Origin of the sequence: Paeniglutamicibacter kerguelensis, assembly GCF_017876535.1 — a bacterium.
Lineage (GTDB): Bacteria > Actinomycetota > Actinomycetes > Actinomycetales > Micrococcaceae > Paeniglutamicibacter > Paeniglutamicibacter kerguelensis.
Genome location: NZ_JAGIOF010000001.1, coordinates 1875041 through 1888913, shown reverse-complemented (window position 1 = coordinate 1888913; position 13873 = coordinate 1875041). Strand labels below are relative to the sequence as shown.

Annotated in this window: 15 protein-coding genes and 3 pseudogenes; 13 read left to right on the top strand and 5 right to left on the bottom strand. The window is 60.7% G+C overall.

Annotated features, from left to right (window positions below; all coding sequences use genetic code 11):
• Positions 1-122: 122 nt before the first annotated feature.
• Both JOF47_RS08590 and JOF47_RS08585 read right to left on the bottom strand, forming a co-directional pair.
• Entirely contained in the window at positions 123-308 is a 186-nt protein-coding gene (locus JOF47_RS08590; protein WP_209997179.1) for a CsbD family protein, read from the bottom strand.
• Between the two features lie 172 nt (positions 309-480).
• Positions 481-1140: a PRC-barrel domain-containing protein gene (locus tag JOF47_RS08585; protein WP_209997178.1), complete on the bottom strand. Its 660-nt coding sequence runs from the start codon at positions 1138-1140 to the stop codon at positions 481-483.
• 465 nt (positions 1141-1605) lie between these two features.
• On the opposite strand from JOF47_RS08585, the gene JOF47_RS08580 reads away from it, so the two are divergent.
• The gene (locus JOF47_RS08580) at positions 1606-1923 is read left to right on the top strand and encodes a DUF7218 family protein (protein WP_425354914.1); all 318 of its coding nucleotides are present in this window, start codon (positions 1606-1608) and stop codon (positions 1921-1923) included.
• Positions 1924-1932: 9 nt separating this feature from the next.
• On the top strand, positions 1933-2091 hold the full coding sequence (locus tag JOF47_RS08575; protein WP_209997177.1) for a hypothetical protein: 159 nt from the start codon (positions 1933-1935) through the stop codon (positions 2089-2091).
• 383 nt (positions 2092-2474) lie between these two features.
• Here the strand turns inward: JOF47_RS08575 and JOF47_RS21860 are convergent.
• Positions 2475-2741: pseudogene (locus JOF47_RS21860) on the bottom strand (IS1380 family transposase); the annotation flags it as partial.
• 204 nt (positions 2742-2945) lie between these two features.
• On the opposite strand from JOF47_RS21860, the gene JOF47_RS08570 reads away from it, so the two are divergent.
• Positions 2946-4061 carry a YihY/virulence factor BrkB family protein gene (locus JOF47_RS08570; protein WP_209997176.1) on the top strand — a complete coding sequence of 372 codons (1116 nt, stop codon included), beginning with the start codon at positions 2946-2948 and terminating at the stop codon, positions 4059-4061.
• Positions 4062-4265: 204 nt separating this feature from the next.
• Here the strand turns inward: JOF47_RS08570 and JOF47_RS22500 are convergent, their stop codons facing one another.
• Positions 4266-4358, bottom strand: coding sequence for a PEP-CTERM sorting domain-containing protein (locus JOF47_RS22500; protein ID WP_209997175.1), 93 nt, complete (start codon positions 4356-4358; stop codon positions 4266-4268).
• A 20-nt stretch (positions 4359-4378) separates the two neighbouring features.
• On the opposite strand from JOF47_RS22500, the gene JOF47_RS08560 reads away from it, so the two are divergent.
• From JOF47_RS08560 to JOF47_RS08525, 8 genes and pseudogenes are all read left to right on the top strand, one after another.
• Entirely contained in the window at positions 4379-4690 is a 312-nt protein-coding gene (locus JOF47_RS08560; protein ID WP_209997174.1) for a hypothetical protein, read from the top strand.
• Between the two features lie 423 nt (positions 4691-5113).
• A complete protein-coding gene (locus JOF47_RS08555) occupies positions 5114-5293 on the top strand; it encodes a hypothetical protein (protein ID WP_209997173.1) in 180 nt (59 codons plus the stop codon).
• Between the two features lie 1316 nt (positions 5294-6609).
• Positions 6610-6910: pseudogene (locus tag JOF47_RS08550) on the top strand (Rieske 2Fe-2S domain-containing protein); the annotation flags it as partial.
• A 682-nt stretch (positions 6911-7592) separates the two neighbouring features.
• Entirely contained in the window at positions 7593-8084 is a 492-nt protein-coding gene (locus JOF47_RS08545; protein ID WP_209997172.1) for a universal stress protein, read from the top strand.
• Between the two features lie 262 nt (positions 8085-8346).
• Positions 8347-8889: a hypothetical protein gene (locus JOF47_RS08540; RefSeq protein ID WP_209997171.1), complete on the top strand. Its 543-nt coding sequence runs from the start codon at positions 8347-8349 to the stop codon at positions 8887-8889.
• 531 nt (positions 8890-9420) lie between these two features.
• Positions 9421-10344: an SDR family oxidoreductase gene (locus JOF47_RS08535; RefSeq protein ID WP_245356316.1), complete on the top strand. Its 924-nt coding sequence runs from the start codon at positions 9421-9423 to the stop codon at positions 10342-10344.
• Positions 10345-10441: 97 nt separating this feature from the next.
• On the top strand, positions 10442-10957 hold the full coding sequence (locus JOF47_RS08530; protein WP_209997170.1) for a flavin reductase family protein: 516 nt from the start codon (positions 10442-10444) through the stop codon (positions 10955-10957).
• Between the two features lie 94 nt (positions 10958-11051).
• Entirely contained in the window at positions 11052-11309 is a 258-nt protein-coding gene (locus JOF47_RS08525; protein ID WP_209997169.1) for a DUF4235 domain-containing protein, read from the top strand.
• Between the two features lie 107 nt (positions 11310-11416).
• On the opposite strand, the pseudogene JOF47_RS08520 reads toward JOF47_RS08525, so the two are convergent.
• A pseudogene (locus JOF47_RS08520) lies at positions 11417-12094 on the bottom strand (DUF6766 family protein).
• A 313-nt stretch (positions 12095-12407) separates the two neighbouring features.
• Between JOF47_RS08520 and JOF47_RS21855 the strand changes: the two are divergent.
• Positions 12408-12611: a DUF6480 family protein gene (locus JOF47_RS21855; RefSeq protein ID WP_245356315.1), complete on the top strand. Its 204-nt coding sequence runs from the start codon at positions 12408-12410 to the stop codon at positions 12609-12611.
• Between the two features lie 190 nt (positions 12612-12801).
• The gene (locus JOF47_RS08515; RefSeq protein WP_245356314.1) at positions 12802-13506 is read left to right on the top strand and encodes a cysteine hydrolase family protein; all 705 of its coding nucleotides are present in this window, start codon (positions 12802-12804) and stop codon (positions 13504-13506) included.
• Positions 13507-13873: the final 367 nt, after the last annotated feature.

Sequence of the window (13873 nt, the reverse complement as noted above, 5' to 3'; positions counted from 1 at the left end):
TGGTCCCAGTGTGCGTGGGACCAAGGCTTTGGCAATCCGTTTTGTCTAAGAGGGCTGGAGGCCCCCTTCCGAGGATCAGGTGAATTTTTTGGAAGCCGATTGCGGCTGCGGCAGCGTGGCGCCTAGTGGCCGGTCACGTCCTTGGCCGCGTCCTTGAGGTGCTCGCCGGCCTGCTTGGCCTTCGCCTCGGCCTGGTCCTTGAGCCCCTCGGCCTGCAGGCTCTCGTTGTCGGTGGCGTCCCCGGCCTTCTCCTTCACCTTGCCCGTGGCTTCCTTGGCCTTGTTGCCGATCTTGTCTCCGGCGCCCATGGGAAAACTCCTTTGATTCGTTGTGCGGTTGTGGTTGCCGTGCCCGACCGCCGTGCCGATCAGGCACGGCGCGGGAGCCGGGGCCGGCGGGTCGGCAACGGCGTTGCCGACGTCTGGGGCAGCAGGCTGCCATGCATGAGGTTCCTTGCCAAGAGGTTCATGCTCACGTGTACTACGGGTCCAACGTGTTGGTGCCGCCGGATCGCATGGTTTCCGCTCGCTCGGAATTGTCTTTGGGAGGCTCTTCGGGTGTCTGGCCGCGTGGTGTCCCGCCAACCTCGGCATCCACATCTTCCGCCTCAAGGCGCTCTCCGGACCGTGTATCGCTCTCGGGACCGGGCTTGGGGGTACCGGGCTCCGGGCTCACATGCTTCCGCAGGAGCGGACGCACGGGGGCAAGATCGTCGCGAACCGCACGTTGCCCCTGGGCTAGGGGGGACGTTGCCGCCAGCACGTCAGGAACTTCATTCACCCGCGGGGGAGCCGGATCTGCCGCGGCCTGCGGACTGCCCGCTCCAAGCCGGGAATAATAGTAATAGAGGCGGTCCTCGTCCTCTGCTCCTAGGTCTCCGGCGGGGTCGATGTTCGGTGCGTCCTTCACAACACTTTTGGGAAACTTCACGTAGAGCTGCCCGTCCGATATTTCCGCTCCGTTGAGGGGCACGAAGTTCTCGGAGGCACCAAGGAATCCGGTATGCACGGTGATGAAGTCGGGGATTCCGGTTCCGTCATCCAGATAGATGTGGCCGAGGGTTCCGATCTTCTCGCCGTCGGACCCGAAGACCTTGGTCTTGGCATCGAGAAGTTTCTGGAGCTCTTCATGGCTCAGCATGCTGGTGCCCTTTCGAGAAAATTCCTGGGCTTGCCGATTCCTTGGATGGCGTTGGCGCATCGGCAAGGCGGTGACTTACCCGTCCATCAGACCATCGGGTCCCGCACCGATCAAGGGAACCCGGTGCTTTGGCCGGAATCCCTCGCACCGTTGATCCCCGGTCATAGCGATTTTCCCAACACGTCGTGTCCCTGAAAATTCGATCGAAAGCGGCCAACTGTTCGTACGGATCCACCCGTCCACCGAGCCGGGCAGGGTGCCCGGGACCACGCACCGTCGCGGGCGAAAGGTTCCGGCCTACATCTGGCCAACGGTCCCGAAGGCCCCCGGTTGTGACGATGCCGTGGCTGGGAGTGCCTTGGGGTCGACGAGGGCCCTGCGGCGTCAGGTGGTCGCGCGCCGGGGCAGACACGGCCGCGCGACGTTCGGCAACCCAAGCCGAGGGGATCGCCCGCACGATGTCAGGTGGATCGATCCCGCCACCGAACGGAGGACCACGCATTCCGAAACACGAAACCGCAGATCAAGGACGAAGAACCCTACGAGACGATGAGGGACGAGGGGAACTCGAAGCAAAAATCGGCCCGCATCGCCAATGCAGCTGCCCGTGTCGACCGCAAGGCCGTGGGAAAACGAGGCGGCGAATCCGGTGATTATGAGGACTGTACCGTGCCTGAGCTGAAGGCGTGGGTGAAGGAAATCGGCCTGACCAGTTACTCCAAACAGCGCAAGGCGAACTGGTTCAATCCCTATGAAATTCATAGCGGGTACCCATGCCGCTAGGAGGTTCGGATGCCTACGAACAACCCCGAGTTTGAACCGGGGCACGACGACGAAACCGCGAACGAACCCTTCGACGGACGGGATAGCCAGCCCGTGACCGAGGGCTCTTCCGACGACCCCCGCACCCTGGATGCCGTGGACCCGCTTCGAGCAGATCCGCCCCACTGAAACGTTGGCCACCCGGGTTGGTGAACCCCTGAGCGTCAGTCAGTTGCCGCCCACCACTACCAGGAATGCTCCGATGGTGAACCACCCATTGAAAAAGCGGGGCTGTATGGTCGCCGCTCCCAAGAATGCCGCGGCGTAGGTCGGCAAGGTGAAATCGGTCCAAGGGTGGGAGGAGCACTTCCGGATCGGGATGCCAGCATGAATATCGCGAATAAGCCCAGCAGTGCTGCCAGGCTCGAGCGGGACGAAGAAACGGAACGAGATGCCGCACGCTGTTTCTCGCTGCCAGCTCGGAAACATTTCTCGAAGCCACCGGCCTCCTCCTAATGTGCAAGCGCGGCTTCGTCGGGTCCATCACACCGCCCCGCATCCGCGGCACTTCACAATTCCTCAAGACCTCCATTCTTCAGCGTCTTGATGCGATTTTCGCACTGGGCACGGTGCCGGGCGTCAGGGGAGGCGACTTGGTTTCTCGGGGGCGTTGGGGGGGGGAACGCCGCCACCCGATGCCCCTCCGCGTCGAACAACAAGGCCGTCAACTCCGGATCCAGCGGATCGGCCCTCAGGTAGAGCCGGGTGCCTCCGGGGTAATCCTTCACCCCGACCACCTTCATCGCATCAACGACCCAGACACCGTGACGCTGGATTCCGTACTCCTCACTCCACGAACTGGTCCTGCAGGCGCGGCCCACGTCGTGGTGCCACCGACAGGGCGGGCTTCGAGGCGGGAATGAAGGTGCAATGGTATCGGCACCAACAGCGCCGCGGATCCTTGCCGCGCACCTTCGGGCATGCTTGACTTTGGGATGAGCGGAAAGACGTCCACGGAAGACCACCGATTGTTGGGGTGTTGTATGTCCAGGCGAAACGAAGCCACCGGCAAAAGCGGAACGACCGCCGATACCGCCGCGAAGGCGACCTCAGCGCCGGCACCCGATGACAAACGGAAACCAGACTCGCCGAGTCAGTTGCACGGCGAGTCGTGGAAGTACATCTTCAGGCGGTCCCTCCGGGAATTCTCCCGCGAGAAATGCACCGACCTGGCCGCTGCGTTGACCTACTTCTCGATGCTTTCACTGTTCCCTGCCCTCTTGGCGCTGGTTTCGCTGCTCGGTCTCGTGGGACAGGCTCAGTCCACGACGCAAACAATGATGCAGGTGATTGAGGGCATAGCGAGCCCGGAGGTGGCGGACACGATGCGCCAGCCCATCGGGCAGTTGACCAACGCTCCCTCGGCGGGATTCGCGTTTGTTGCCGGTCTGCTGGGTGCTCTCTGGAGCGCCTCGGGCTATGTCGGGGCATTCGGGCGCGCAGTCAACCAGATCTACGATGTGCAGGAGGGGCGCCCCTTCTACAAGCTGAAGCCGTTGATGCTGCTTGTCACCTTGGTCCTGCTGCTCATGGTCGTCGTCATGGCCGTCATGCTTGTGGTCTCGGGGCCACTGGCTCAAACCATCGGCGACGTCGTCGGCCTGGGTGAAACGGCGGTCACGGTCTGGAACATTGCCAAATGGCCGGTGCTGGTTGTTTTCGCCGTCGTACTTATTGCCGTGCTCTACTACGGAACACCGAACGTCAAGCAGCCCAAGTTCCGCTGGCTGAGTCCGGGCTCCGTCATTGCCTTGGTCATCATGGCGATCGCCACCCTGGGATTCTTCTTCTACGTCTCGAATTTCGGCAACTACAACAAGACCTACGGTGCCATCGGCGGGGTCATCGTGTTGCTGCTGTGGCTCTGGATTGCGAACCTGTCACTGCTTTTCGGTGCGGTCTTCGATGCCGAAGTGGAACGCGGGCGCGAACTGCAAGGCGGCATCAAGGCCGAGGAATCATTGCAGTTGCCACCTCGGGACACCAAGGCCAGCGACAAGCTGCAGAAGCAGGCGGACAAAGACATTCGAGACGGCAGGGACCTGCGCCTCGAGGCGGAAGCCAGCGACCCGGGCCGAGATGACACCGACACCACTTAAGGGAGCATCGGCGGCAGCACGGAGGACCTGCCCGTCTCACCGGCGCAGGCCTGCGCGCCAAGTCCAGGAGATGGCGGCCAGGGATTGTCGTGGCGAAGGGCCGGTCCCCGCTGCCTGTATCCGAGTCACGCGGGGGATCGGCCTTCGCGACCGGCTCCGCACCACGTCGGACCGGCCTTCCATCCGGTGCCCTGCATGGGGTCCTCAGTGCTCGTTGCGGCCAACGGACACGGTCCCGGCCGTGCCTAGGCCCAAGCCCGCAACTTGGTTCGGCTCAGGTACTGACCTCCACGACATGGCGGCATTACTCTGGTGCCATGACACAGCACCTTGAACTTGATTGGATAGACAGTGGCACGGCCCATGTCACCAACCGCACCGGAGCCGCAGTCCATGATGTAGTTTTGCGCACCATCGGTTTGGCAACCGTCGGCGGGGATTCGGGCTGGGAGTTTACGGCCGACACCCTCTACGACGGGGAATTCATAGCGCTCGACCATATCGAGCTGGCTGACGGTTGGCAGGCCGACCCGCCGCAGCTGGACATGGACTGGCAAAGCGAAGACCCCCCTCAGCACAATTCGCGGCAAGTCGCCCTGATCGCGCCCTCGACCCCAACAAACGAGTAGGTATGGCGCGGACCAGATGCAGCCCCACCATTTCAGTGGTCATAGCTGTGGTTTCCAACGCTAAATGTCGCATCCCCAGGCACCGGGGCTCTTGAGACACACCGTTCCACAGACGATGGGCCATCGGACAGCTTCCGGCTCACGTTCGACTGCTCGAACACGGCACCTGGGTGCAGCGCCAGCACGTGAGGTTGGTTACCGAGGGCATAGAGTACGTGATCGCCGATACCGCACCGGGTTCACTGGCTGAAGTCCGCCGTCCTCAGCCCTGCAACACCCGCCGAACTCGACAGCACCATCCCTACGAGCGAACATCATGTCGACGCGTGAAACGCCGTCCGCTAGCGACATCGTCAACGACACGCGAAGTGGAATGTCCATCAGGCGTGAGTGCGACATGCTCCCTTCAAAACCCTGGCCCTCATGGAAGCCACGACCGAGGACGAGCAATGGTTCGTCAGCCTGCACGATGCAGGAAACATCGCCGGGATCGCAGCGCACGATTCAGCCACCCGGCGCCCTCAGCTCAGGGAAGACGTGGGTCTCAGTGAGCGGCCCCGCGCAACCAGGAGCGTAGCCGTTGCCAAGAAGTGCGGACCGTGAGCCGACATCGCCGAGGGGTTCATCCCGGATAAGCCGGGCTCTCCCGACCCCGTCCTGATCCGCGTCTAGGCGGGGCAGTCGAACAATTGGAATATCTCGCGAGCCACATGCCTGCTCACGGCATTGGGGGCGCATCAATACCGTGGATTTGACCGAACCGGAAACCGAGGCAGCCCTGTCTGGGCGGAACCTGGCGCCGGTTAGTTGTACTGCGGCCTGGTGGTCGGGTCCGGATTCGGCATCGGGTCAGGCCCGGGCACTGGGTTGGGCGACGGAAACGGGTCCGGATCGGGGTTCGGGTAGGGATCGGGCTCCGTCCCTGGCCGCGAGGGCGGCTGCGGATAGCCTGGCTCGGGCAGTGGGCTCGGTGCCGGCGGCGGTTCGGGGACCGGCTCATGCGCCGGGGGATTCGTAGCAACGCCGCCCGCGTGGTGGTTCGACGTGCGTGGCTTCTCATGGATTGACATGTTCTCTCCTTGATCCGTGCGGGTCGTCCTCGAGCTTCGTCAGCGGCCATTCAAGACCGTTCCAACGTGTTTGACAAGTGCGCCACCCGGGGCTTCGGATGTGTCCCGAGCGGGTTCCTTAGGGTTTGTGCTGGTTTGTGCCGCGACCGGGTGTCTGGAATTCGAATTGGTTCTCGCGATTTCCACATCATTAGTCGACGTCCCATGCAATGGGCCCCGACGTCCCGAAGGCCGGATGGGAGCGTTTTTCAGTAACCAGATATTCGTCAGTTTTGCACACTTCACATGTGGGAGTCGATCCCGGCACCAAGGAAACAGGAACCGACTTCCTGTATAGAAACAAGTGAGGGTGGATCTGGCTCCCTCGGAGGACGGCTGAAGCATTCCCTTTGTCCATCCTGTTTTATGCAATTGTTTGTGGCCCGTTCACGTGGCGTGATTCAAGAGTGCAGACTCAGTTCGGCCGTGAACGGGCCTCTGTTCAAGGCGTGGATCCTTAAACCAGTGGAGACGCCGGCAGATTTCGAAATTCAAGGCCATTGAGAATAGCCGACACCGCCGTAGCCGGGAAACCTTTCAGCCATGTCCAGACCTAGACACGTCAATGTGCCTTCCGTAGCGTGAAAGTTGACGACACAAGATTGACGAACGTCTTGAAGTATCAAGCGCAGATACACGGAAGATGCGTTGTGTGGAATTTTCGTTGGCGAATCGTTTCGCCGGATCCAGCCGAAACACTCTGTTTCCTCGAGAGAGGAACACGGGCCCTCGGGCCAGCTGCCGACGTCGTACCCACGGGCAGGGCAGGACCTCCCGGACGAATGCGAAGGTCGGATGCTGCGTCGCGGCCTGAACCCCGTCGCCGTCTCCACACTGGGGGCCGGACCTGCCGGGTCTCCGGTGTCTGCACGCACCTCGGCGGCATACTGTCCTGGAACGACGCCGAAAAATCTTGGACTGCCCCCTGCACGGCTCATGCTTCACGGTCGATGGAAAGGTCCTAGAGGGGCCCGCCACCGACGACCTGGAGATGCTCGAGGTCGGGGTCGCCCCGACCTCGGGAAATGAGTGCCGGGACTTAGAAAATGAAAGCCGTAATCGATTCCGATCATGGACAGTATGCCTTGGCATGCAAGCGTTCCTTGTGTGACAAGGCATTCTTAAAGTAGCCCCTCCAACCTCGGGCGGGCTTCTTCGCAATTATTTAGGGAAAAGTCCTAGATCGCTGAAACGATCCAGATCACTAGGGCAATGACCAAAAGAACGCCCACGATTGTCCATACAAGGCCGCTTCCACGCATGTGATGTACTTCCGTTCTCTTCGTTGGTACTTCTCATCATCGGCTTATCAAATCCCCAATACAAGACTGGGCACGTGCCGCGCATATTTGCCTTGCTTCGCTCAGACTAAACTGAACGCAGCTACACCGCATGCAGATCCTGCCACTGATTCCGCCAGCGTACGGCTGATCATCCTCGCCCAAGGGAAGCCCGCGGGTTGGCGTAATTTCGCGAACAGGAGATTTGTGTTGGCAATGCGATTTTCCCAACACCTCGTTCCCTCCGTCCCTCCGATTGGACGTGATGTACCTGCAACGGCAACGGCCACACACTGCCCCGTCTTTCACCAGTGGTCCTTCGGCTTCGCGTGGTGTTAAGAGAGCGAAGCTTGAGCCCCGGCAACCCGGCGGAATAGAAGGGGACGAAACCCTCCATGTGGTCTTGTCCATGGTGCAGGCGAGGCTGGGTACTTCCATCGGCTTGTTTTCTCCACCATCCTGAAACACAAACGGCATGGTGCCGTTCGGCGGAGGAAGGGGGGAACCCTGCCCTTGAACAGGGATAACCACAAGGGGCCGTTGATCGTCGGAGTCATCCCCCGGCAACATCCGGACGTCGTTTCCCAGGCCGCCTTCCTGGCCGAACAGCTGGGCCGGACAATAATATTTGTTTTTGTGGAGCCCAAAAGCCACCTGGCGGCATGGAACCTCACGGTCAGAATGACCGATCTGCCGGTTCCCCCGATGGAGATCGAAGTGGACATGAGTGCCGACGCAGCCGGGATCTTCACCGCCATCGGGGACCTGATGGTTGACAGTTCGGCGACGTGGATCTTGCGCATCGTGGGCGGGGAACCTTGGGTGGCACTGATCCGCCTGGCGGATGAGGCCGCGGGTTCCATGTTTGTGGTGGGGACCCGGGAACCGCATTTCGGGGCGCACCTTGCCGAATTCCTGAACGGAGCCGTTGTTTCCCGTCTGGCGACGCACCTGCATCTACCCGTGCTGGTGGTCCCGGCGGCTGCCCAGAGCGGGAATCGCTGAGCGGGGGGGCGATCCGCCGGTGACCGGGCTCCTGCGAATTCTCCGTTGAAGCCTGAGCAGCCACGAGGTCAACAACAGCACGGGATGGCCATGGGCCAAGACATAGAACCAGCGCATGCGTGCGAGTGGTCCATCGACCATGAACGGAAATCCCCTCAGTGGCGAACGGTCATGGCGCTTCCGTAGTATCCGTAGTAACAGTCCGGGTTTTGCGCTTTACTGTTTCTATGCTCGTTGTTCCCATCGAAAGAGGTCGACAAACATGGATTCCGGCCAGTTAACATGGATCATCGTAATCATCGTCGCCGTTCTTCTGGTGCTTGGTCTGGTGCTTTTCTTGGGCCGACGGCGGAAGCAAGCCAAGGAGCATGAGCAGGCGGAGAATCTCCGCCAGGCGGCGGCCGCCGACGAGCTCAAAGCCAAGGAACGTGAAGCCAAAGCTGCGCGTTCGGCCGCTGCGGCGCAGCAGGCAGACGTTGACGCCGAGCGCCTCCGTGAAGAGGCCCGCAACCAAGCCGAAAAGGCCGAAGCGGCCCGATCACAGGCCCAGGAGCAAGCCGAAAAGGCTGAATCGGCCCGATCACAGGCCCAGGAGCAAACCAGAGAGGCTGAATCGTCCCGAGCACGAGCTCAGGAGCAAGCCAGAGAGGCCGAATCGCTGGATCCGAAGACCGAGACCAGCGGACGCCGTGTTGCTGATTCACCCGCCGCACAGGAAGATCAAACCCTCGATCCCAGCCAATCGGAGCAGCCCCGCAAAGCAGAAGACGGAAGTGAAAACCCGGACGGGCGTACTTCCCCCTGAACCGACTCAAGCGGCGCTGGCCGGCACTGCGCGGTCATGATGCCCCGGACACCAAATCGGTGGACAGATACCATTCACGCGAGGCACCATACGCCCTCTTCATGAGGACTCGACAGGCAGGGGGAGGCTGGGATGGCCGGAATATTTGGCGTCATCGTCGGGAGGAAAAGAACAGCCGCCTGACGGGTAACTGTTGTAGCCATCAATTTGGCAGGCCGATGCAACTGCATTGGCCTGCCCGTTGGCTCCCCGGCAGCCAACGGGGTCCGGGCACACAGCACCCATGGAGGCCGTGTCAGGTACCAGGTTCGGATGCATCCTTCCTCCGCGCACTGCCCTTTCAGCGGATACGGAGAACCGGCGGGCCCACCCATGCTGAACCCGTGCGTGCATCGGAACCATACGCGCCGGTGGGACGGTAAAGCCCGGAACCGGAATGCCGCCAATCCAACGTACGCATTGATTGGCATTTCCTGATGTCCTACCGTGGGTATCACACCCAGTCGCTTGCCAATGCCCTTGGAGAACTTCATGACTGACCGCAAACCCAAGCTTATGAATGGTAAGAACCAGCTCGCTGTGGATAATCCGGTGAAGCGCCATCCCCGGATCTCCCCACCAAAACAGGACCAACCTGAGCCCGGTCTTGACGCATTGCTTGAGCCTCTGGCGGATCACGGGGAAAAAACATACAAGGGCACCGGACGGCTGAAGGGGCGCAAAGCGCTCATTACCGGCGGCGATTCGGGCATCGGCGCCGCGGTCGCCATCGCGTTCGCCCGGGAAGGCGCCGACGTCGCGATCGCCTACCTACCCGCGGAGGAGCAAGACGCGGGCCGGATTCTTTCCCTGGTGCAGGAGGAAGGCCGGTTGGGCGTAGGGTTCCCCGGCGACCTGCTCGACGAGAATTACCTCAACACCTTGGTCGACGAGGCAGCGCAAGCGCTGGGAGGACTGGACATCCTGGTCAACAACGCCGGGAAGCAAATCGCCGTCGAACGCTTGGAAGACCTGGATGATGAGCAGATCATGAAGACCTTCCAGGTCAATGTCCTGGCCATGTTCACCCTCTCCAGGGCCGCGTTGAAGCATTTTCCCGACGGAGCGAGCATTATCAATACGACGTCCGTCCAAGCCTACGATCCCTCGCCGACGCTGCTGGACTATGCCTCCACCAAGGCAGCGATAAATGCCCTGACCAAGGGACTCGCCGTCCAACTCGCACCACGTGGGATCCGGGTGAACGCAGTCGCGCCGGGCCCGATTTGGACGCCGCTGCAGGTGTCGGATGGACAGCCCAAAGACGCACTTCCCAAATTCGGGCACAATGTCCCGCTGGGACGGGCTGGGCAGCCTGTCGAGCTTGCACCTGCTTATGTATTTCTCGCATCCGCCGAATCCAGCTATGTCCTCGGGGAGACCCTGAACGTCAACGGAGGCAAACACACCCCCTGAATCCGTAAGATTCGGCGCCGTGAGGTTGAGCCACATGGCCATGCCGCCCACTACTCGGACGCCAAAGTGTCCGACATGAATTTCTGAAGGGGAACCGATGGCACAAAAGACCGACCTTGAAAGATTCCTGCAGGGCCTGGATTACCCGTTGCACATCGTCACCGTCGCCTCGGAAACGGAAACGGAAACGGAAACCGGGCCGGCATCGCGGTCCGGGTGCCTGGTCGGATTCGCCACCCAGTGCAGCATCGAGCCGCCCCGGTTCCTGGTCTGCATCTCCAAAATCAATCACAGCTTCGAGCTGATGTCCCGGGCTCGGATGGTGGGCGTGCACGTGGTGGACGCGGGCCAGCGGGACCTGGCCGAATTGTTCGGCGGGAAAACCGGCGACGACATCGACAAGTTCGCGGCTTGCGTGTGGCGGCCCGGTCCGCACGGGGTCCCGGTGCTGACCGGCTGTCGGCGGAGGATGGTTGCCGAGGTAGTGGACCGGACCGACTTGGGCGATCATCTCGGACTGGTGCTTGCGCCGGTCGAGATGCATGTTGAGGAGGATTCCGAGCAGCTACAGCCATCGCAGATCAGCGACATGGAAGCGGGGCACCCGCTCTGAAGACCGAAGCACAAACTACCCAACGAACAGGCCGGATCACTTCCGCGTCCCGTGCACAGGGCATTTATACGCAGAGCAACCTGGAGGAATCATCATGAAAATACAGGCCAAGGTATTCGGAACTGTCGTGTCATTGCTGGCAGGACTGCTTGGAACGAAAGTCGTAAGCGCCGTGTGGACGAAAATCACGGGCGAGGAGCCTCCAACCCCGGCGAACCCAACGGCGCAGCAACGCGCGACCCTCGGGAAAGTATTGGTTTTCGCCGTCATTTCCGGCGCCAGTGCTGCCTGCATCCAAGCGATAACCAATCGCTGGACCCGGAAACTGGCGGACAAAAGCCAGCGCCACTAAATCGAGACGAGTGCGACGGGAGACTCCCAAAAGCTGCGGGGGAGTTCGAAGCTTTTCGATTCTCTGCGTTGGTTGATATCCCTGCAGTGAGGCGTTCGGTTCATGCTCTATTCCGCTTCGGTGGCGGTTTCTTCATGTGGCGTGCCAACTGGCTTGGATTCGGCGGAGCCGCGCTGCCTCAAATATATCGAAAGCGTGACCATGCTGCCCACGGCGAGGAATTCTGACTGCCAATTCTGCAGCGTACGATCCCAAAAATCCGCCGAAGTGACGTACCCGGTCCATGAAACGCTCGGCTGGCCGTGCTCCAGTTGCTCGGCGTTGTACACGACGGTCCCGGCGACCGACTGCAGCCACCACGAGGCGAGAAAAACCGCACCCATGACCAGAAGCAGGGAATTGGAATAGACCGTCAGGCGCCAACCCCTGGCCTTGGCCCAGGCCGGCGAATTGTGCTTGGCATATTTGCCGACCAGCTGGTTTTCGTCGGTGTCCACTCCGGCATCGCCTGGTTTCTTCGATTCGGGTGAACCGCGTTGGACCAGTCATACGGTGGCCAAGATGAAGAGGAAGAATTGAAGGTATTCGGATTGCCAGTTCTCGGCCTCGTCGACCACGAAGTTGCTCGAGGTGACGAACTCCCAGTATCCGATGGGAGTCGATCCATGCGCGATCTGGTTCTCGTTGTAGACCCCCAGCCCGGCAAAGGACTGGCCTATCAGCGCCAGTACGAACATCAGTGCAAAGCCGATGCCGAGGCCTTGGTCGCGAATCTTCTCTTTCATGGCCGGCTACCTCCCGGAGAAGCTGATAAAGGTCATGTAAGCCAAACCCACAACAATCAAGCCAAGCCACAATACAAACTGGGTCTTCATGTCGCGAGCGTACGGCCAAATCCGGGGCAACGTAAAGGCATTGATGTGCCCGAATCCCCACGTTGAAGGAGAAGCCGTGCCTGTTCTCGGGAACGGGCAAAGGTACGGGACGGACCATGCGATCGCGGCACTTACCGTGCTCCCCTAGGCCTTGTCTGGGTAGGGACCATGAACTACGATCCACTGACAAAGAAGCCCCAAAAGATACCAGGAAGGTGTGACCATGGAAAAGCCCCATGGCTCCGATAAGACTCACCGGGATGCGAACGACGGCACCGAGGAAGACCCTCAGAACGAACCGGCCGGTCCCAACCCTGATCCCGAACAAGGGAACATTACCGGACTGGAACCTGGAGGCGGCGTCCCGCCGGGGGAGACACCACCGGCTGAAAGCTCCATGAGCAGGGACCAAGGGCACGAGGAATAGGTATTGAACTCCCGGTTCCCCCGCGTTCTGGGATTCGACGAACGGCTCCCGCAAAAGATGAGTGCCGGGGTCTGTAGCGGGGCGATCGCCCCGCACTAGGATTGGCCCCCGGAGGTCTCGAAGATCCGGACCTGCCAAGTGCCGATGGATGATATCCATCCCGCCGTGCACACTGGGGATTCCCTCAGCCTTGGGTCTCGATGGCCGTGCCTCGTATGTTGCCATTGGGCGGGCATGGCTGGGTGGCTCAGGTGAAAATCCGAAGCACATGCCGGATTTTAGTCTCAGATTGGGCTGGGTGGCGATGGCTACAGTTGCACACGATTTCAAACGCACCGCATTGGTTCTGGTGGATATGCAGAATGCATTCTTCGAGGACCAAAGGCTGGAAGCGCGCCGAGAACGTCTCATCGGCCACTGCAACGACCTTGTGGCGGCGGCCCGCCGCGGTGCTATGCCGATATTCAATATCCGGACAATCCATAAAAGGGACAAATCGACCTGGACCTTGAGCATGCTCGAAGATGACCAAGGATTCCTCTTCGAAGGAACACCGCAAACCTACAATCTCTCCGGACTCGACACCAAGGACTCTATCGAGGTCATCAAGCACAGGGACAGCTCGTTTTGGGGCACAGACCTGCTCCAACAACTGCGCCGGCACCACATCGACTCGTTGGTCCTGGCCGGGGTCTCGTCCCATACCTGCATCGCCTCCACGGCCGCCGACGCCTACGCCGCAAATCTACGGGTGGCATTGGCCGTCGAGGCCATGGCTTCGACGGATCCAGAGTTCGAGAACACCACGCTCAAACTGCTCGAGCAGGAATATCGACAAAAACCTGAAACCACCGCAGCCCTGCTGGAACAAGTCCCCGAATGGAGAACCCCCTGAATCGTGAACTCGTAACCACCGCACCTCCTCAAAAATGGATCCAGGGCAAGGCTGAGCCAATGATCATTGACCGGAAGCGCTATCCCTTAGCGCTCACGAACCTATTTGACCGGTCGGTGGTCGCCCTCACGGTGTCAGGATCGCCCAGCACCAGGTTTGCGAATCGATCACGCACCGGGGCAATCAAAACGCTGAGTCGCGGCGGACATTTGAAGTGCAAGAAAATCAAGGGATTCAGGACCTACACCAGACGGTGCTGCCCTCCGCCTCCATACTGGGCGGGCCAAAATGGAGGCCAATTGCCTCGATGAACCGGTGTGGATAATTTCTTCTGCCACCAGCAAGAAGAGGTGAAGTACTACCCATG

What these genes read in the sequence shown, in the direction of transcription:
- JOF47_RS08590 (WP_209997179.1), bottom strand. Translation starts at nt 308, where the DNA reads ATGGGCGCCGGAGACAAGATCGGCAACAAGGCCAAGGAAGCCACGGGC.
- JOF47_RS08585 (WP_209997178.1), bottom strand. Translation starts at nt 1,140, where the DNA reads ATGCTGAGCCATGAAGAGCTCCAGAAACTTCTCGATGCCAAGACCAAG.
- JOF47_RS08575 (WP_209997177.1), top strand. Translation starts at nt 1,933, where the DNA reads ATGCCTACGAACAACCCCGAGTTTGAACCGGGGCACGACGACGAAACC.
- JOF47_RS08570 (WP_209997176.1), top strand. Translation starts at nt 2,946, where the DNA reads ATGTCCAGGCGAAACGAAGCCACCGGCAAAAGCGGAACGACCGCCGAT.
- JOF47_RS22500 (WP_209997175.1), bottom strand. Translation starts at nt 4,358, where the DNA reads ATGTCGTGGAGGTCAGTACCTGAGCCGAACCAAGTTGCGGGCTTGGGC.
- JOF47_RS08560 (WP_209997174.1), top strand. Translation starts at nt 4,379, where the DNA reads ATGACACAGCACCTTGAACTTGATTGGATAGACAGTGGCACGGCCCAT.
- JOF47_RS08555 (WP_209997173.1), top strand. Translation starts at nt 5,114, where the DNA reads ATGGAAGCCACGACCGAGGACGAGCAATGGTTCGTCAGCCTGCACGAT.
- JOF47_RS08540 (WP_209997171.1), top strand. Translation starts at nt 8,347, where the DNA reads ATGGATTCCGGCCAGTTAACATGGATCATCGTAATCATCGTCGCCGTT.
- JOF47_RS08535 (WP_245356316.1), top strand. Translation starts at nt 9,421, where the DNA reads ATGACTGACCGCAAACCCAAGCTTATGAATGGTAAGAACCAGCTCGCT.
- JOF47_RS08530 (WP_209997170.1), top strand. Translation starts at nt 10,442, where the DNA reads ATGGCACAAAAGACCGACCTTGAAAGATTCCTGCAGGGCCTGGATTAC.
- JOF47_RS08525 (WP_209997169.1), top strand. Translation starts at nt 11,052, where the DNA reads ATGAAAATACAGGCCAAGGTATTCGGAACTGTCGTGTCATTGCTGGCA.
- JOF47_RS21855 (WP_245356315.1), top strand. Translation starts at nt 12,408, where the DNA reads ATGGAAAAGCCCCATGGCTCCGATAAGACTCACCGGGATGCGAACGAC.